The 16,949-nt window shown below is 60.7% G+C and carries 17 protein-coding genes and 1 tRNA gene; 8 read left to right on the top strand and 10 right to left on the bottom strand.

The genetic code is table 11. The features are described 5' to 3' along the window. Positions 1–47 precede the first annotated feature (47 nt). On the top strand, positions 48–1,637 hold the full coding sequence (locus tag Q1K31_RS04900; protein WP_300377328.1) for a hypothetical protein: 1,590 nt from the start codon (positions 48–50) through the stop codon (positions 1,635–1,637). A 90-nt stretch (positions 1,638–1,727) separates the two neighbouring features. Then, positions 1,728–2,552, top strand: a complete 825-nt coding sequence (locus Q1K31_RS04905) for a TIGR00282 family metallophosphoesterase (protein ID WP_300377330.1) — start codon at positions 1,728–1,730, stop codon at positions 2,550–2,552. A 5-nt stretch (positions 2,553–2,557) separates the two neighbouring features. On the opposite strand, the gene Q1K31_RS04910 is transcribed toward Q1K31_RS04905, so the two are convergent. Further along, positions 2,558–3,388, bottom strand: coding sequence for an EAL domain-containing protein (locus Q1K31_RS04910; RefSeq protein ID WP_300377332.1), 831 nt, complete (start codon positions 3,386–3,388; stop codon positions 2,558–2,560). A gap of 157 nt (positions 3,389–3,545) precedes the next feature. On the opposite strand from Q1K31_RS04910, the gene Q1K31_RS04915 reads away from it, so the two are divergent. Together Q1K31_RS04915 and msrA are read left to right on the top strand one after the other, a co-directional pair. Continuing rightward, a complete protein-coding gene (locus Q1K31_RS04915) occupies positions 3,546–4,298 on the top strand; it encodes a YebC/PmpR family DNA-binding transcriptional regulator (protein ID WP_300377334.1) in 753 nt (250 codons plus the stop codon). A 140-nt stretch (positions 4,299–4,438) separates the two neighbouring features. Next, positions 4,439–5,095: a peptide-methionine (S)-S-oxide reductase MsrA gene (gene msrA / locus Q1K31_RS04920; protein ID WP_300377336.1), complete on the top strand. Its 657-nt coding sequence runs from the start codon at positions 4,439–4,441 to the stop codon at positions 5,093–5,095. Between the two features lie 86 nt (positions 5,096–5,181). On the opposite strand, the gene Q1K31_RS04925 is transcribed toward msrA, so the two are convergent. The 3 genes from Q1K31_RS04925 to Q1K31_RS04935 all read right to left on the bottom strand — a co-directional run bounded on the left by Q1K31_RS04925 (position 5,182) and on the right by Q1K31_RS04935 (position 9,987). Further along, positions 5,182–5,964: an outer membrane lipoprotein carrier protein LolA gene (locus Q1K31_RS04925; RefSeq protein WP_300377338.1), complete on the bottom strand. Its 783-nt coding sequence runs from the start codon at positions 5,962–5,964 to the stop codon at positions 5,182–5,184. A 159-nt stretch (positions 5,965–6,123) separates the two neighbouring features. Then, complete coding sequence (locus Q1K31_RS04930) at positions 6,124–8,505, bottom strand: DNA translocase FtsK (protein WP_300377340.1); 2,382 nt, start codon at positions 8,503–8,505, stop codon at positions 6,124–6,126. Positions 8,506–8,685: 180 nt separating this feature from the next. Then, positions 8,686–9,987 (bottom strand): ammonium transporter, encoded by a 1,302-nt coding sequence (locus tag Q1K31_RS04935; protein ID WP_300377342.1) that lies wholly within the window; start codon positions 9,985–9,987, stop codon positions 8,686–8,688. A gap of 188 nt (positions 9,988–10,175) precedes the next feature. Between Q1K31_RS04935 and Q1K31_RS04940 the strand changes: the two genes are divergently transcribed. Next, positions 10,176–11,405 (top strand): FAD-dependent oxidoreductase, encoded by a 1,230-nt coding sequence (locus tag Q1K31_RS04940; RefSeq protein ID WP_300377344.1) that lies wholly within the window; start codon positions 10,176–10,178, stop codon positions 11,403–11,405. Here Q1K31_RS04940 and Q1K31_RS04945 read toward each other — a convergent pair whose 3' ends face one another. From Q1K31_RS04945 to Q1K31_RS04965, 5 genes are all read right to left on the bottom strand, one after another. Further along, positions 11,406–11,717, bottom strand: coding sequence for a gamma-butyrobetaine hydroxylase-like domain-containing protein (locus Q1K31_RS04945; protein WP_300377346.1), 312 nt, complete (start codon positions 11,715–11,717; stop codon positions 11,406–11,408). Beyond that, positions 11,714–11,935, bottom strand: a complete 222-nt coding sequence (locus Q1K31_RS04950) for a Trm112 family protein (protein ID WP_300377348.1) — start codon at positions 11,933–11,935, stop codon at positions 11,714–11,716. The genes Q1K31_RS04945 and Q1K31_RS04950 overlap by 4 nt, the downstream gene beginning before the upstream one ends. Then, a complete protein-coding gene (locus Q1K31_RS04955) occupies positions 11,932–12,582 on the bottom strand; it encodes an LON peptidase substrate-binding domain-containing protein (protein WP_300377350.1) in 651 nt (216 codons plus the stop codon). Before Q1K31_RS04955 ends, Q1K31_RS04950 begins: the two co-directional genes overlap by 4 nt. 63 nt (positions 12,583–12,645) lie before the next feature. After that, the gene (gene trxA, locus Q1K31_RS04960; RefSeq protein WP_300377352.1) at positions 12,646–13,560 is read right to left on the bottom strand and encodes a thioredoxin; all 915 of its coding nucleotides are present in this window, start codon (positions 13,558–13,560) and stop codon (positions 12,646–12,648) included. Between the two features lie 88 nt (positions 13,561–13,648). Beyond that, positions 13,649–14,152, bottom strand: a complete 504-nt coding sequence (locus Q1K31_RS04965; protein ID WP_300377354.1) for a prolyl-tRNA synthetase associated domain-containing protein — start codon at positions 14,150–14,152, stop codon at positions 13,649–13,651. Positions 14,153–14,203: 51 nt separating this feature from the next. Here Q1K31_RS04965 and Q1K31_RS04970 point away from each other — a divergent pair, with 51 nt between their 5' ends. Together Q1K31_RS04970 and Q1K31_RS04975 are read left to right on the top strand one after the other, a co-directional pair. Beyond that, positions 14,204–14,941, top strand: coding sequence for a DUF6065 family protein (locus Q1K31_RS04970; RefSeq protein ID WP_300377356.1), 738 nt, complete (start codon positions 14,204–14,206; stop codon positions 14,939–14,941). A gap of 109 nt (positions 14,942–15,050) precedes the next feature. Then, a tRNA-Gly gene (locus Q1K31_RS04975) sits at positions 15,051–15,125 on the top strand. 47 nt (positions 15,126–15,172) lie between these two features. Here Q1K31_RS04975 and Q1K31_RS04980 read toward each other — a convergent pair. Further along, positions 15,173–16,039, bottom strand: a complete 867-nt coding sequence (locus Q1K31_RS04980; RefSeq protein WP_300377358.1) for an SDR family oxidoreductase — start codon at positions 16,037–16,039, stop codon at positions 15,173–15,175. A 142-nt stretch (positions 16,040–16,181) separates the two neighbouring features. On the opposite strand from Q1K31_RS04980, the gene Q1K31_RS04985 reads away from it, so the two are divergent. After that, positions 16,182–16,883, top strand: a complete 702-nt coding sequence (locus Q1K31_RS04985) for a metallophosphoesterase family protein (RefSeq protein ID WP_300377360.1) — start codon at positions 16,182–16,184, stop codon at positions 16,881–16,883. Positions 16,884–16,949 lie beyond the last annotated feature (66 nt).

The following is a 16,949-nucleotide window of genomic DNA, read 5'->3' on the forward strand; positions in this document are numbered from 1 at the left end:
GCGCAATCGAATCTAGCCTTTTGATATAGTGTAGGGGAACCCAAACCATGAAACACCTTCTTTGCGGCGTCGCAGCCGTTGCGATGATCGCCGGCTGCGGACAATCTTCCGGCGGCCCAGGCGAGGAACCGCTAGGCGACATCACACTTCGCGATGGCGATCCGGCTGAAGCCGGCGCTGTCATCACCGCCATGTCGCTGACGAATTCGGGCGATGGCATCGTCGAGTACGGCAACAAGTCAGTCGATGGCGCCAAGGCCACTTTCTCGGACGTCACCATCGTGACCGGCGAAGATGGCACGGTTACCGCAGGCACGCTGGAGTTCGAAGGCCTCGACATGGTCGATGACAAGGCCTCTTTTTCCAAGATGAGCCTCAGCGACATCAGCGTCGCCGACCCCGAGAATGAGGACAATACGCTCAGTGTTGCCAATGTCGAGATTCTCAACCCGACCCCGGAACTGGCAGCCTGGCTGGCCGGCAGCCTCGGCAAGGGCGAACCGGCCCCGTTCCCGGAAGCCGCTCAACTCGGCTTTGCTTCCTGGGCTGTCAGCAATGTCTCCGCCAACATCGCCGACACTGACGGCGAAGGCACATTCTCGCTTGAGAAGTTCGAAGTACGTGACCTGGCTGACCAGAAGGCCAAGCGCGCAATGCTGAACAACTTCGCCTTCAACTTCACGGCTGAAGAAGACGGCGAAGAAGTACCGGTCAACATGAACCTCGGTTCTCTCAGCGTCTCCGGCCTGGACCTGGCTTTCCTTGGGGCCGTTCAGGAGAACATCGGTGACGAGGAAGCCATGATGGAAGCCATCATGAAGACCGCCTACGAGGAGCCGATGGACCCTGGTTATGACCAGTTTGCCATGGATGACTTCTCCCTCGATGCGGCTGGCGCCAGCTTCAAGATGCCGTCGCTTGATGCCGTGATCGAGCGCAATAATGATGGCCAGCCGGTCAAATACGTCACCAAGCCTTTCACCATGACACTCGATGCCGACCCGGAAGGCGGTGAAGCCGGTGCAGGACTGGCCCAGGCACTGAGCATGGTCGGCTATGAAAGCGTCGAGATGAAGGGCGCAGGCACCGCCGATTATGATCCCGAGGAAGACATCATCAGCATGGAAGCCGATGACAACTATTTCGAGATCGTGGACGGCGCGAAATTCTCCTTCGGCTCCAGGCTCGGTGGCTATGCCGCCTACAGCAAACAGGCCGCCGGTGCGCTCGATTTCGAGAACATGGCTGAAGGCGGAGAGCCTGATCCGCAAGCCTTCCAGAACGCCCTGAACGAGCTCGATTTCTACCGGGTTGAGCTTGCGATTGCCGATGATGGCCTTGTCGACCGCGTTCTCAATGCCTTTGCCGCCCAGTCCGGGCAGGACCCTGAGCAGATGCGCTCACAGGCCGCCTCAATGGTCCAGATGGCCCCGGCCATGGCTGGGGGCAGCGGTGTCGACATGACGCTCATCAGCGAGCTGTCGAGCGCTGTTTCATCCTTCATCACGGACCCGGGCACATTGACCATCAAGGTCGATCCGGAAGAACCGCTGTCAGCTGAAACGCTCGCCACCATGCAGGATCCGAGCATGCTGACGAAGGACTATCTCGGCTTCTCGGCGAAGCACGAAAACTAGGCCGCACCACGGCTGCAAATCAGGCGCGCCGGTCAGTCTGCACCGGCGCGCCTTTTCTTTTGTCACAATGAAGCGCATATCAGGGCCATCATGAGATTTGCCTATTTCGGAGATGTCGTTGGGAAACCGGGCCGCGCGGCCGTGCTGGAACACCTGCCAGGCCTGCGGCGTGACCTGAGCCTCGACTTCGTCGTCGTGAATGGAGAAAATGCCGCAGGCGGTTTCGGGCTGACGGAATCCATTGCCAGCGAGTTCTTCCAGGCTGGAGCCGACTGCCTGACCCTTGGCGATCACGCCTGGGACCAGCGCGAGGCGCTCACCTTCATCCAGCGTGAGCCGCGCCTGCTGCGCCCGCTGAATTACCCGGAGGCAGCGAATGCTCCAGGCAAGGGCGCGCATGTCTTCGTCCTTGATGACGGGCGCCGCGTCGGCGTCGTGCAGCTTCAGGGCAACGTTTTCATGAAACAGCAGCTTGAAAACGCGTTCAATCATGCCGACGCCGCGCTGGACTCCATGCCACTCGGTGTCGCGGTGGATGCACTGATCGTTGACATGCACTGCGAGGCGACCAGCGAAAAGATGGCGATGGGTCATTATTGCGATGGGCGCGCCAGCCTTGTCGTCGGCAGCCATACCCATGTCCCGACAGCCGACCTGATGGTGCTTGAACACGGCACCGCCTACCAGACGGATGCGGGCATGTGCGGTGACTATGACAGCGTCATCGGCATGAAGAAGGACAATTCCATCAACCGCTTCGCCACCCAGCTGCCGGGCGAGCGCTATGCCCCTGCACTTGGCGAGGGCACACTCTGCGGCGTGTTCGTGGAAACAGACGATGCGACCGGGCTTGCCCGGCGGGTCGAACCCATCCGCATGGGTGGACGGCTGGCAGAAACCCTGCCCACGCCCTGACCGCTTCAGGCTCGCTTTTTCTGAATTCCTTGTGACGCCGGCATGTCGACGGCTGCCGCCCGGGTCGCACCTTCCATGTGCGTCGCCTTGCCGAACAGCCAGCCCTGAATGAGCGAGCCGGCGCATTCACGTGCCCAGTGCAGTTCACGCGGCGTCTCGACGCCTTCAAACAGGAGGTGCGCGCCGATCTCATGCAGCTTGATGATGATCTGGTGAGCGAACTGGCGCGTGTCCTCGCCCTCCATCATGCGGCGGAACCAGCCTGCATCGATCTTCACGATGTCCGGCTTCAGGGCAACCACGCGCATCAGGTCCGAACTGCCGACGCCGAAATCGTCAATCGCCATCCGGAAGTCGAGCGCCCGCAACTTGTCTGTTACCGTCTGCAAGGCCTGCTTGTCGCCGCCTTCCTGCTCGGTGATCTCGAAAACGAGATTCTGCGGTTTCAGCCCCTGCTCACGGACCATTCCAGCGAACCGGTCGAGCCCTGTCAGCATTTCATCGGTGAATACGCACGAGCCGGGCAGGAGATTGACAAAAAGGGTCGTATTGCCGAGCTGCCAGGCTGCCGTATTGGAAAGATGAAGATAAAGGCAGGCCCAGTCTGCGATGAACCGGTCACGTGCGGGCAGCCGCGCAAAGAAGTCCAGCGGCTCGATCGGCGTGCCCTTGTAGATCGGACGGGCCAGCGCCTCGACGCCATACAGCATCCCTGCATTATTGTTGATGGCATAGACAGGCTGGAAGGCAGACCGGATCTCGAAAGCGCCGAAATCGAAGGCCTTGTGGCCTCCATCAAGCTCGAAAATACGCTCGCTCAATCGTGCGAGATTCATGATCCCCTCCAGATGTGCGGTTTCTTAATCTCTGGCAGGGGCGCGTTAATATCTTCCTTTCAGATTCTGTTAGTATGCATCGATATCTTTCAAATCTTGTTTGTGTAGCCTAGATCAGCCACTTACTCGCAGGAACTTTCCAGGAGAAGAACCGACCATGGCCGGACATTCCAAATGGGCCAACATCCAGCACCGCAAGGGTGCGCAGGACAAGAAACGCGCCGCCCTGTTTGCGCGCCTGTCCAAGGAAATCACGATCGCTTCCAAACTCGGCGGCCCTGATCCTGACGCCAACCCACGCCTACGCCTGGCCATCAACAACGCGCGCGGCCAGTCCATGCCCAAGGACAATATCAAACGCGCCGTCGACAAGGGTCAGGGCGGCAATGCCGAAGAATATTTCGACATGCGCTATGAGGGTTTCGGCCCCGGTGGTGTCGGCATCATTGTCGAAGCCTCAACCGACAACAAGAACCGTGCAGCCAGCGAAGTCCGCTCCGCCTTTTCCAAGAATGGCGGCAATCTCGGCGAACTGGGCTCGGTTTCCTTTGGCTTCGAACAGGTCGGTGAGATCGAATATCCCGCAGAGGCCGGCGACGAGATGGAGATCATGGAAGCCGCCATCGAGGCCGGAGCAACAGACGTCGAAAGCGACGAGAATGGCCACTGGATCTATACAGAGCGCGAAGATCTGATGGATGTGGCCTCCACGCTTGAGGGCAAGTTCACCGACGCCGAAGCAAAATCCACCAAGCTTATCTGGAAGCCTCAGAACACTGTGCCCGTGGAAGGCGACCACGCCGACACGCTGATGAAGCTGCTGGATGTTCTGGACGAGCTCGATGACGTGCAGAATGTCTTCGACAATTCCGAGCTTTCCGAAGCCGAAGTCGAGCGTCTTTCAGGCTGATCTGTCTGGAACGGGCCGGGGGCCTTCACCTGGCTCACGCCCCTTACAAGATTCCGTGAGATGTGCGTTTTGAGCCTCAAAATCGCACGTCTTCGCGCCATATGTGCTGCATACGCACACGAACAGTTATGGCCGAGCCAATGAAAAAATCACCGACCACATATATCGCCGTTATCGCAGGCGCTGGCGCCATTGCCGCAGGTTTTGTGTGGAGCGCCATGGCCGACCAGGCAAACACCTCAGGTCCGGCCAATGCCGCCAGCCTGAAAACCGCCATCTTTGCAGGCGGATGTTTCTGGTGCACCGAAGCCGACTTCGACAAGGTCGACGGCGTGGTTTCCACCATTTCCGGCTATACGGGCGGAGACGTCGATAACCCGACCTATAAACAGGTCACAGGTGGCGACACCGGGCATTATGAGTCGGTGAAGGTCAGCTACGATCCGCAGACCGTCAGTTATGACGAGCTCGTGGAGTATTATTTCCGCACCGTCGATCCGACCGATCCGGATGGCCAGTTCTGTGACAAGGGCTCAAGCTACCGCACAGCGGTTTTCGTGGACGGCTCTGACGAGCGCGGCATCGTCAATGACGAGATCGAGGAGATCGAAAGCTCCGGCACCCTCCCAGGCCCGGTCGTGACCAAGGTCCTTGAAGCGGAAAAATTCTGGCCTGCTGAAGACTTTCACCAGAATTATTACAAGACCCACTCGGTCAAATACAAATTCTATCGGAATGGCTGCGGACGCGATGCCCGCCTCGAAGAACTCTGGGGCGACGAAGCCGAGCCAGGCTGACCAGTCCGAACTCCCGAACAAAAAAAGCCCCGCGGCCAGCTGCCTCGGGGCTTTTCTTTTGTGTTGGGCATGTGCGCCCTTGCGTTCTAGCGCTCGTCTTCTTCCTCATCCGCGGGATCTTCCAGGATGAACTCACGGGGGTCGATGGAAACGTTCTTTTCCACGTCCTCCAGGGAAACCAGCGTCGTCTGGCGGTTGGCATCAACGGCCCGCCAGCTCTTCAGGTCATAACTCTCACGGTCGAAAAACAGGGTCAGGCGGCCTTCCGATTCTCCGGCGCGGTCCTCAACCGTGATGGAGACTTCCTGATTGCCGCGTTGCACATCCAGCACGCGCGCATCGGTCTCGTAGTCCAGCTCCTCGTCAAGGATCAGGCCAAGCGGGGTCGAGGCCAGCGGAACGCGGTCGACGGTTTCCAGCTCGCTATCCTCCATGGCCACCGTTGTTCCGTTGGCAACGATCAGGATGGGCGTCGGGTCATCATATTCGAACCGCATCCGGCCTGGACGGCGAAGCGCAAAGTCACCGCGCGTGACATTTCCATCGGCCGCAACCTGTGTGAAACGGCCCCTGGCAGTCTTCACGTCAGAAAGCTTTTCAGCCGCATTCTTCAGGATCGCCTTACGCTCGGCCTCAGAGAGCTCACCCTGAGCGGAAGCAGGCCCGGAAGGCGAAGTCGCCTCCACATCGGCTTCAACCTCGGCAGGCGGTGGTTCGACCGCCGGCGTCTGGGGGCCGGTCGCCTGTGCCATATGGATCATGGGCGCCGGAGCGGCAGCCGGCATCATGAAGGCCGGGTCCACCTCGAAGGCGAGAGGGGTGCTGCCCATCATCAGAACAGCGGCAAGGGGGTGCAGCATGCTTGTCATGTCGTGCTCCTTAGGTTGGCCTACTCAAATAAGCGGCTTAACCCAGTAAAAACAGGGCTGAAAAAAGGTATTTCTGCCGTGTTTCGTTGCCTTCCATTCAGCCTCGCAGCCTTTGCGCACGGAGATGAATGCCAGCTGACAGGACCTGTCAGCAAGCGGTTATTCGCCCGGCGTATCGCGGGCAAGGATCTCGCGTTTTCCGGCATGGTTGGGCGCAGAGATCACGCCTTCCTCCTCAAGCCGCTCGATCAGGGTCGCCGCCTTGTTGTAGCCAACCTTGAGACGGCGCTGGAGATACGAGGTCGATGCCCGCTTGTCCCGCAGGACGATGGTCATGGCCTGGGCGTAGAGGTCGTCCTCGGCATCGCCGGTAGACACACCGAGCATTGCATCCATCACGGCACTTCCCGTGCCGCCCTCGTCGGGTTCTTCCAGGATGTCCTCATTATAGTCCGGCTCGCCCTGCTCCTTGAGCCAGGAAACAACGCCTTCAACCTCCTCATCCGACACAAAAGGCCCGTGCAGGCGCTTTGTCCGCACCCCGGCGGGCTGGTAGAGCAGGTCACCCATGCCAAGCAGCTGTTCAGCCCCCTGCTCGCCAAGAATGGTGCGGGAGTCGATCTTGGTTGTCACACTGTAGGAAATCCGCGTCGGGAAGTTCGCCTTGATTGTGCCGGTGATGACATCGACAGACGGGCGCTGTGTTGCTGTAATCAGGTGAATGCCGGCGGCCCGCGCCATCTGCGCCAGGCGCTGGATACAGCCCTCGATCTCCTTGCCCGCAACCATCATCAGATCCGCCATCTCGTCGATCACGACAACAATGTTCGGGATATGGTCGATGGGCAGGATTTCCGTTTCGTGCATCGGCTTGCCGCGCTCGTCATAGCCGGTCTGCACCTTGCGGGTCAGCTGGTCGCCCTTTTCACGGTAGCGCTCTGCCTTCTCATTAAAGCCAGCCAGGTTGCGCACACCCGCCTTGGACATGAGCTCATAGCGGCTTTCCATCTCGCGCACGGTCCATTGCAGTGCATTCACCGCCTTTTTCGGATCGGTGACGACCGGGGCCAGCAGGTGCGGGATGCCCTCATAGATCGAAAGCTCCAGCATTTTCGGATCGATCATGATGAAACGGCACTGCTCCGGCGGCAGCCGGTAGATCAGCGACAGGATCATGGCGTTGACGCCGACAGACTTACCCGAACCCGTCGTGCCCGCGATCAGCAGGTGAGGCATCTTGGCGAGATCGACCACGGTCGGCGTGCCACCAATATCCTCGCCCAGCGCCATGGGGAGCGATGCTTTCGTGCCGGTATAGGCGCTCGATGAAAGTAGCGAGCGGAAATAGACCGTCTCACGCTCATCGTTCGGCAGCTCGATACCGATCGCATTCTTGCCCGGAATGACGGCAACGCGTGCCGAGACTGCGCTCATGGAGCGGGCAATGTCATCGGCAAGCGAGATCACGCGTGCGGATTTCACGCCCGCGGCGGGTTCAAGCTCGAACAGTGTAACCACCGGGCCGGGACGCACTTCCTTGATACGGCCACGCACACCGAATTCCCGCAATACCTCGGCCAGCCGGTTGGCCTTGGCCAGCAGACTGTCTTCATCCACACCGGCGCGACGTTCCGGCGGATTCTGAAGAAGGTCGATCGAAGGGAGGATGCGGGCACCCTTGCGCGATTTCTTGCGGATCGGCGGGGCATCAGTCTGCGGCTCGGGCCTGTTCGCTGCGGCAAGGCGCGGCTTGGTGACAGGCCCGGGAAAGTCCGCCTCGTCATCCTCTCCGGTGTCTTCGTCCTGGACATCGTCGATAATCTTCTTGCGGGTGTCAGGCAGCGCCTTTTGCTGAATGTCCGGCATGTCTTCATCGTGGCCGCCTACAGGCTTGCGGCGGAACAGGGCTGACAGCCTTCCGCCAATCCCGCCGGCACTGCGTGCCATGCGCGCGCCCGAACTTGCTGCCGCCGTCTGGAGCATGTGTGCATCGCCGCGATGAAAGCCCATCGCGCTGAAGGCCAGGCAAACTGCCACCGCACCGAGGCAAAGGCCCGCAAAAAGACCGGGGAAAGGCAGCAATAACGCCTTGAACGGAATTGATACCAGGCCGTGAATCCAGTCCCCGGCGACACCGCCAAGCCCGGCCCATAGCGGCCACGCTGCCGGGACCGGAAACGCCGCCAGCGCTCCGGCGAGTACCGGAATGAACAGGGCGCCATAGGCCCAGCGGCGCAGACGTGGCTTGCCGATCAGCACCGCACGCATCGCGCCGCCGACCATCAGTGAAAGCCCTGCCATCCATGCTGCGAAACCAAAGCTCTGCAGGGCAAGGTCCGCCACGATGGCGCCCGTGCCACCAAACAGGTTCTGCACCGCCATGCCCGTTGCCGCGTTCCAGCTTGGGTCTGTCGATTCATAGGTTCCTGCACTGCCACAGAGGAAGACACCAATTGCAAAGGCTGCCGTGCCCGTCAGGATACGCCAGACCGGGTCGGATGCCTCACGCACATTTTGTGTCTCAGCGATTGAATTGGCCATTCTACCGTTCACCATCAGAAGTTGGTTTTCCGGTAAATTGACCGAATAGCCTTAACACGGCGCAAACGCTGGCCATGTGGGGCTGGCAGGCAACTGACAAAAAATCCCCGGCCAGTTGCCTGGCCGGGGAAGTCCGGGAGGAAACGCTTCCCATGCAGGAGAAGCGAACTTGTGGGGGGCTTATCCGAATTCTGGATAGGCCTCGAGACCGACCTCGGTCTTGTCCATCCCTGCGAGCTCTTCCTCATCGCTCGGACGCACACCCATGGTGACCTTGAGGATCATCCAGATGATGGCGGAAGCGATCGAGACGAACACACCCGTTGCGATGACGCCGACAAGCTGGCCGAAGAAGCTTGCATCGCCATTCGACAGCGGAACGATCATCGTACCCCAGATGCCGCAGACGAGGTGCGCCGGAATGGCACCGACAACATCGTCAATCTTGAGCTTGTCGAGCAGCGGAACCGTAACCACGACGAGGATGCCACCGATCGCACCGATCAGGACCGACAGGCCCATGGACGGGGCCAGCGGCTCGGCCGTGATCGAGACAAGCCCGCCAATCGCGCCGTTGAAGGCCATCGTGGCGTCGACCTTGCCCTTGTAGAGCACGGCGGTGAGGATCATCGCGGCCAGCACACCGCCACAGGCGGCCATGTTGGTGTTGGCGAAGATCTGCGCGACGGCATTGATGTCGTCGAACGTGCCTGCGGCCAGTTGCGAGGCGCCGTTGAAGCCGAACCAGCCGAACCACAGGATGAACGTCCCGAGTGCGGCCAGCGGAATGTTGGAGCCCGGCATCGGATGAACCTGTCCGCCAACAAACTTGCCCGCCCGTGGCCCGATGATGATCGCACCGACGAGAGCAGCCCAGCCACCCGTTGAGTGAACCAGCGTCGAGCCGGCAAAGTCGGAGAAGCCGAAATGCGTATCCAGCGCACCGCCGCCCCATTCCCAGGAGGCCACGATCGGATAGATGAAGGCCGTCAGCACGGCGGTGAAGATCAGGAACGGCCAGAGCTTCACGCGCTCGGCCACTGTGCCGGAGACGATTGAGGCCGCGGTTGCCACGAACACCATCTGGAAGAACCAGTCGGACGCACTTGCATAGCCTGTGTCCAGGCTGTCAGACGGTGACCAGATGAAGGCCGGGATGCCGAACCAGCCCGACAGGAAGGTCGAGCCCGGATAGGCCATGTTGTATCCGACCAGCCAGAACATGAGGCCCGCGACAGAGAACAGCGCCACGTTCTTCATGGACTGCATCGCCGCATTTTTCTTCCGGACGAGCCCGGCTTCCAGCATACAGAAGCCGGCCGCCATGAACATGACGATCAGGCCGCCGATCAGGAACAGATAGCTATTGTCCACATATGCGCTGACTTGTGAGGCGTCCTGCGCGGACGCGCCCAGTGCCCCTAAGGCTGCGAGCGGCGCTAACGCCAGTCCCCGCATCGTGCCTCTAACCAAACTACTCATGCCCTTCTCCCAATTGGTTGGTATGACGGACATAGCTAAGCGGACCTGCACAGGGAGCATCCAGACTCTTCCCCCGCACACGAAACTGTCTCAGCCGTAATGATCAAAAAACGTGCAGCCTGCGACCCAAACGCCCGTTTTGGCGTCAATGCTGGACCGGATTCATTCCCGCGCCTAAAACGCCAGACATGAGCAAGACCTCGAGCGAAATCGTCATTATCGGTGCTGGCCCGACCGGGGCCGCCCTGGCACTGGCGCTCGCACAGGCCGGGTTCGAGACCACCCTCGTCGATGCCCGCGACCCGAAAGCCGAACCCCCGCGCGACATGCGCAATTTCGCCGTGGTGACAGGCAGCTGGCGCCTGCTCGACGCCATCGGCATCGCTGCGCCTCTCGATGGCCGGACACAGCCGCTGCACGGGCTTGAAGCCGTTGATGGCGGCACGCACTGGTTTGGCGCACCGGGCATCCTGTTTGCCGATGAAGACCTGCCTGAACGCGCGGAAGGCGAAACCCTCGGCCACATGATTGAAGCGCCTGAATTACAGGCAGCCCTCGATAGCGCCATGCAGGCCGAGACGGGCCTGACCCTGCTCGCCCCGGAGAAATTTGCCGGCTATCAGGCCCACGCCGGCGGCGTCACGGTAGAACTGGAAAGCGGGAAGACGCTGGAAACGCGGCTTCTGATTGGCGCGGACGGCGTCAGATCCCCCGTACGGCATACCGCCGGCATTCCCACAGAGGGGCGCGACTATGGAAAATCGGTCTTCGCCGCCAATGTCGCCCTGTCACGCCCGCATGAAGGTATCGCCCGCCAGCTTTTCACACCACAGGGTCCGTTCGCGACCCTGCCCCTGCGCGGCGACCGGGCCAATCTCGCCTGGTATATGAAGCGCGGCGCCGCCGAGGCGCTGGCGAAACTTGCCCCTGAAGAGGTGGAAGCAGAACTCAATCACCATTTTGCTGACTTTGCCGGTGAGATGAAAATTGACGGGCCGATGGGCTCCTATCCGCTCATCCTTCAGGTCGCCGAAACCATGGTCTCGCGCCGCGTGGCGCTCGTCGGGGATGCCGTGCGCCGCGTCAATCCCCTGGCCGGGCAAGGGCTCAACCAGGGCTTCCGCGATGTTGCCGCCCTTTATGACGCCATCATCGAGGCAGACCGTACAGGGCTCGACATCGGATCTGTGCAGACCCTGGAAACCTATCAGGCTTCGCGCCGCTTCTCCGCCAACTCCGCCGCGCTGACGCTTGATGCCATCGACCGGCTGTTTTCAAATGACAGTCTGCTTACAAAGCCGCTACGCAGTCTGGGGCTTGTCGCTGCCGACCGGATCGCCCCGGTCCGCAAGCGTCTGGCAGGGATTGCAAGCGCCTCATCGGATGGCCTGCCCAGCCTGATGCAACCACGCGGCTGATCAGCCTGCCGCCCCTTCGCCCAGCTCGCGCAGCAATTTCCAGGTATAAAGCCCGCTGGAATGGCCGTCCGAGAAGTAAATCCGTACAGCATACCGTCCTACCGGGTCGGCTTTCTCGACGCTGATATCATCCGGCACAGGCGGCTGCGGCGGGCGTGGCCCAGCCCCGTGCCCGCGGACTTCAGCCGACGGGCTTTCCTCGCGCAGGCGCTTATAGGGTATGTCGAAGCTCGTCTCGTCTTCGAAGCTCACACGCAACACGCCCGCGGCGCGGCGAAAGCGTAACTCTGTCGGCCAGGGCATCACGGTCATTCCGGGCTGTCTCCGTCGATCGGACGCGCTTCGCTTTCCAGCATGATCGGCAAGCCGTCGCGGATCGGATAGGCCAGCCGTGCCTTCTGCGAAACAAGCTCCTGGCGGGCGCGGTCATATTTCAGCGGTGTGCGTGTCACCGGGCAGATCAGCAGCTCAAGCAGCCGCGGATCCGTCTTCGGCCTAACTTCGCCAGGGGTGTCGTGTATGTCTGTCATTGCAGCGTGGAGGAATCGTCGCCGGATATGTCCATGTCAAGCAGCGCGATGAGCGTATCGCAACGGGCGCGGAGATCGGGCGCTTCCAGCAGGGCCTGTTTTTCCATGGAGGAGAAAGGACATCCCGCCGACAGGGCGTTCACCAGTGTTTCCATTGGCGCGGTTTCAAGCGCATCCCAGTCCACTTCCATCTGGTTGTGGGCGACATACTTCTTGAGCGCATCCGCCAGATGGTTCCGCTCTGGCAAGCCATGTGTCTCGGGCTCTTCCAGATCATCTGCAAATCCGTTCCAGTCCGGCTGGACCTGCCGGTAAGGCGTCGCAACATCGAGCTCTTCATCCAGCGCGAAACGGCAGATGCCGGTCAGGTTGATGAGATAGCGCCCATCCTCGGTTTCAGAATAGGAAGTGACGCGCCCGGCACAGCCGACACGAGCCAGGTGCGGCGCCTGCTTGCTGCCTCCCGTTGTCTGGATCATGCCGATGACCCGGTTCCCGGCCATCGCATCATCAATCATGTTGAGATAGCGCGGCTCAAAGATGTTCAGCGGCAGGGACCAGCGCGGAAACAGGACCGCTCCCGCAAGCGGAAAAACGGCCATCGCGTCCGGAAGATCGGATACTTTCCTGTAGCCATGTCTGGTCATCGGATTACGGCTCCTGTCCGCCCTTCTATCCTACATGGCACTCAGCCGCGCCTTGTCGAGGGGTCAGGCGAACATGAGTGAGGAAAGGCGGCGCCGGCCCTCGATCGTGGCCGGGTCCTTTTCGCCCGCGGCCTCGAAGAGTTCGAGCAGCTTTGCCTTCGCCTTGCCGTCTTCCCAGCCGAGGTCATCGGAGAGGATTTTCAGCAGGTGGTCAGCAGCACCCTTGTTGTCGCCGCGCGCCATCAGTGCCTCGGCCAGCTCAAAGCGTTGCGCGTGATTACCGGGATCGTTCGAGACCCGGTCATTCAGCGCTGCAAGCTCATCATCGGCCGGAGCATCCGCCATCAGATCAATCGCCTTGCGGACACGTTCAATGGCGGGGTCTGACTGCTTGTCCGGCCCGGCCATGTCGAGAATCTGGGACGCCTTTTCCGAGTCTCCATTCGACACATAACACCGCGCCAGCCCGGCAATCGCCTCGATATTCTCCGGATCGGCCTCGACGACAGCGCCATAAAGCTGTGCGGCCTGCGCGATGTCTCCTGCCTTGAACAGGTCGCCCGCTCTCTCGACAGCTTCCTGGATCTGCTGGCCCTGATCGGTGCCGCTAAGGAGCTTCGATATGAACTCCCTGATCTGGCCTTCCGGCAGCGCACCCTGGAAAGCATCGGCCGGGCGGCCCTTGTCAAAGGCGAAAACGGCCGGGATGGAGCGCACGCCAAGCTGGCCGGCGATCCCGGGATTCTCGTCGATGTTGATCTTGACCAGCTTGACCTTGCCCTGCTGCTCGTTGACGACCTTTTCCAGCAGTGGCCCGAGGGACTTGCACGGCCCGCACCACGGTGCCCAGAAATCAACAAGAACGGGCTGCTGGTTGGAGGCCTCCACAACGTCCGCCATGAAGGTCTGGTCGGTACTGTCCTTGATATTGTCGCCGCCACCGGGGCCACCGGGCGTGCCGAGGGTAATATCGCTCATGTCTTGCGCCTTCTGATTATCTCGCGGCAATCTGGGCATTCCCGCCCTGTCTTACAATCCGTAACCGCCCGTAGAGTTCACTTGCCGGTCACGAAACCAGCGTCGAGAAATCGATCTCTGTGAGCTTGTGGCCGGTCAGCTCCACGAATTTCCGGAAATCCTCCCGCGAAATGGCCGTGGTGCCAGTATTGATGAGCGGGTGGAAGTTAAGCGTCTCATGCGCCATGAGCGCAGCATCGGCGATGAACCGCACGCGGCCTTCCGTATCGTTCATCAGCGCAAAGCCTGTCACCGAGCCCGGCGTCACACCGAGGCATTCCTCCATCAGCTCTGCGCTGGCAAATGACAGCCGCCGCGTCCCGATCAGCTTGTGCAGCTGGTTGAGCTTCAGCTCGCTCTCGGCATGGGCGGAGATCAGCACAATCGTGCCGTCCTTGTCCTTCATGAACAGGTTCTTGGTGTGCCCGCCCGGCATCTCGGCCTTCAGCTCACGGCCTTCTTCCACGGTGAAGGTCGCCTCGTGCCAGCGCGTTTCGTGGGCGAGGCCGTGGGTATCGAGAAAGGCGAAAAGGTCATCAGGGCTTGCAGGCATGGCGCTCTTTCAGGCAATCAGAGGCCAACCGTCAAGCAGGGACCGAGAGAAATGCAGCTTGAATGCTACAAGATCTACAACACCGCCCCCGAGATCGTGCCGGGCCGCTCGCAACGTGAATGGATGGACGCCTTCCCGGACCGCCACCCCTATCGCTGCCTGCCGCTGACCATGGCCAACTCCACCGGCTGGGAAATCCTCTGCCCGATGGACGTGAAGATTATCTGGGACGGCGGGCCGATGGAGCACAATGTGAAGCTCTTCACCCGCAAGGAAACCCAGGCCGCCCTGCCCTCCTTCGCCGACAGCCATTTCCGGCGCGGCATCGTCACCTTCCACACTGGCCACCTGTTCCGCACGCCACCCGGCTGGGGCGTCTGGACGTCCGGCCCGCCGAACTATTTCAAGGACGGGATCGCCCCGCTCACCGGCCTCGTCGAGACAGACTGGCTGCCCTTCCCCTTCACCATGAACTGGCAGATGACCCGGCCCGGCGAGGTCGTCTTTAAGAAGGGCGAGCCCTTCTGCTTCGTCATGCCGTTCGAGCATGGCAAGACCGAGGAGATCCAGCCGGAACGCAAGCTGCTCTCGACCAATCCCGAGCTCGAGCATGATTACCGCGCCTGGCACGAAAGCCGCGGCAGCTTCAACGAGAAGCTCAAGGCGATGGACTCAGAGACCGTGAAAGCCGGCTGGCAGCGCCACTACATGAAAGGCCAGAAGGTCACGGGCGACAAGGCCGACGCCCACCAGACCAAGCGCCGCCTCAAGCCCCCGAAGGATGTGTGAAGCCGAATTACACCTCCCCGGTGCGAAACCCCCTTGCAAGCGCCTTCGTTTTGCGCTTAAAGCCGCGGTCTCGCCGGAGGGCATTTGCTCACCGGGTACCCCATCGGATGCGGGCGTAGCTCAGGGGTAGAGCACAACCTTGCCAAGGTTGGGGTCGTGAGTTCGAATCTCATCGCCCGCTCCAGTTTTTCATGATTTTACAGGCACGCCTGCTCTTGTCGGCCTGCATGACTAGTCCCCGCTTTTGCTGGGGCCCGATTTCATGAACGCTTCAAAGCTGTCGGCGAAGTCCGGGTGCCACCTGGAAAGCGCCGGGCGGTTCTGGATCATATCATCCGCCGTCCACTGAACCCGTTTTTCATCCATCTCCCGGTTCGTCTCATTATCAGGGCAAAGGATGTAGAAATCGCCGCGCGCCAGTGCCTCCAGCATGTAATCAACCGTCTCCTCGGCCGTCGCCGCACCGGGCGGCTTCTGCGCAATGAAGCTCTGTATCATACCTGTATAGACAAAACCCGGCACCAGCAGATGCGCGCTCAGGCGGCAGGAGTCCAGATTGCGGAAACTGTGTGCCAGAGCTTCCGTATAGGCGAGCACCCCGGCTTTTGACATATTATAGGCGATATTGCCCGGCGGGCGCGTGATCCCCTGTTTCGACCCTGTGCAGATCACCGCACCGGCCTCACCGTGGGCAAGCATGGACGGAATGAACGCCTGACAGCCATGAACAACCCCCCAGAGATTTATGCCGATCAGGGTTTTCATCTCGTCGGTCTTTTCCCACGGCAAGGCGCCCCTGTTGACGACACCCGCATTGTTCATCAGGCAGTGAACGTGGCCAAACCGCTCATGTGTTTTGTCACGAAGGCGCTCAAGCTCCTCTGGCTCCGCCACGTCGCAAGTGACCGCGAACAGGCGCTCCCCGGCATTCTTATCGGCTGAAAGGTGACCCATTGCATCGCTCAGCGCCGCATCGTCGCGGTCGGCTATGACGACGTTCATTCCCGCCGCAAGATACCGCTTCGCTGCGGCTAACCCTATTCCGCTCGCGCCACCTGTGATGACGGCGGTCTTGCCCGCATTCATCCATGCTGTCATGTCTTCGCTCCGCTCAAACTGGGAAATATCCTACCGAGCCTTTGTTGTGGGCTGCAATCGCTAGTTTCCTGGCAGTTGCCGGAACACTGCCTGTCTTGCGTCCTTATAGATGGCGACACATCTATTCAGGCAAGGAGACGTGATGAACGAGCCCGTCATATACGCCATCGGCGACGTCCACGGCGAGGCGGACATGCTGCACAAGCTGCATGCGCGGCTGTTTGCCCATCACGAAGCTCATTCGGATGGCTGCCAGATGCTGCTTGTCCATCTCGGCGACTATGTCGATCGCGGGCCGGACAGCTGCGGCGTGATCGAGACGGTCATGCGCCTTGAAACACGTGAGGATATCCGGGTCGTGAATCTGCGCGGCAATCATGAGCAGATGATGATCGACGCCTATGACGACCCTGACCGCTTCCGTCTCCAATGGCTGATGAATGGCGGGGATGCGACGCTTGAAAGCTATGCGAAACGCGGGCTGGAAGAGCCCTCGGCAGAACACATCGCTTGGCTCAATGCCCTGCCAGGGCTGCACCTTGAGGAAGACCGCCGCATGGCCTTCGTCCATGCCGGGCTCGACCCGAACCTTTTCCCCTATTGCAGCAACGAAATCCGGCTCTGGACACGCGCGAGACGCTTCTTCGATACCCGCCAGTGGGAAGGAAGCTCACTTGAAGGCTGGTCGGTTGTGCATGGCCACACCCCGACACATGATTTCCAGCCCGAAACCGATGGCAGACCGCCTCAGCGCTTCAACCTCGATACAGGCGCGGTCTATGGCGGCAGGCTGACCGCTGCCATCTTTGCCCCCGGCACTGCCGTCGAATTCCTCTCGGTGTGATCCTCACCCCTTGCCAATGGGAACAAATGCGGAAAATTTGTCTGGTGTTAACGACAACCGGGTTTG

Origin of the sequence: Henriciella sp. (genome assembly GCF_029936995.1) — a bacterium.
In the GTDB taxonomy this organism is placed as follows: Bacteria; Pseudomonadota; Alphaproteobacteria; order Caulobacterales; family Hyphomonadaceae; genus Henriciella.

Coding starts and splice junctions, on each gene's coding strand:
- Q1K31_RS04965 (WP_300377354.1), bottom strand. CDS start 14,152: ATGCCTGCAAGCCCTGATGACCTTTTCGCCTTTCTCGATACCCACGGC.
- msrA (WP_300377336.1), top strand. CDS start 4,439: ATGAAAAAATCACCGACCACATATATCGCCGTTATCGCAGGCGCTGGC.
- Q1K31_RS04945 (WP_300377346.1), bottom strand. CDS start 11,717: ATGACCGTGATGCCCTGGCCGACAGAGTTACGCTTTCGCCGCGCCGCG.
- trxA (WP_300377352.1), bottom strand. CDS start 13,560: ATGAGCGATATTACCCTCGGCACGCCCGGTGGCCCCGGTGGCGGCGAC.
- Q1K31_RS04985 (WP_300377360.1), top strand. CDS start 16,182: ATGAACGAGCCCGTCATATACGCCATCGGCGACGTCCACGGCGAGGCG.
- Q1K31_RS04930 (WP_300377340.1), bottom strand. CDS start 8,505: ATGGCCAATTCAATCGCTGAGACACAAAATGTGCGTGAGGCATCCGAC.
- Q1K31_RS04905 (WP_300377330.1), top strand. CDS start 1,728: ATGAGATTTGCCTATTTCGGAGATGTCGTTGGGAAACCGGGCCGCGCG.
- Q1K31_RS04940 (WP_300377344.1), top strand. CDS start 10,176: ATGAGCAAGACCTCGAGCGAAATCGTCATTATCGGTGCTGGCCCGACC.
- Q1K31_RS04925 (WP_300377338.1), bottom strand. CDS start 5,964: ATGACAAGCATGCTGCACCCCCTTGCCGCTGTTCTGATGATGGGCAGC.
- Q1K31_RS04910 (WP_300377332.1), bottom strand. CDS start 3,388: ATGAATCTCGCACGATTGAGCGAGCGTATTTTCGAGCTTGATGGAGGC.
- Q1K31_RS04900 (WP_300377328.1), top strand. CDS start 48: ATGAAACACCTTCTTTGCGGCGTCGCAGCCGTTGCGATGATCGCCGGC.
- Q1K31_RS04980 (WP_300377358.1), bottom strand. CDS start 16,039: ATGACAGCATGGATGAATGCGGGCAAGACCGCCGTCATCACAGGTGGC.
- Q1K31_RS04950 (WP_300377348.1), bottom strand. CDS start 11,935: ATGACAGACATACACGACACCCCTGGCGAAGTTAGGCCGAAGACGGAT.
- Q1K31_RS04915 (WP_300377334.1), top strand. CDS start 3,546: ATGGCCGGACATTCCAAATGGGCCAACATCCAGCACCGCAAGGGTGCG.
- Q1K31_RS04955 (WP_300377350.1), bottom strand. CDS start 12,582: ATGACCAGACATGGCTACAGGAAAGTATCCGATCTTCCGGACGCGATG.
- Q1K31_RS04970 (WP_300377356.1), top strand. CDS start 14,204: ATGCAGCTTGAATGCTACAAGATCTACAACACCGCCCCCGAGATCGTG.
- Q1K31_RS04935 (WP_300377342.1), bottom strand. CDS start 9,987: ATGAGTAGTTTGGTTAGAGGCACGATGCGGGGACTGGCGTTAGCGCCG.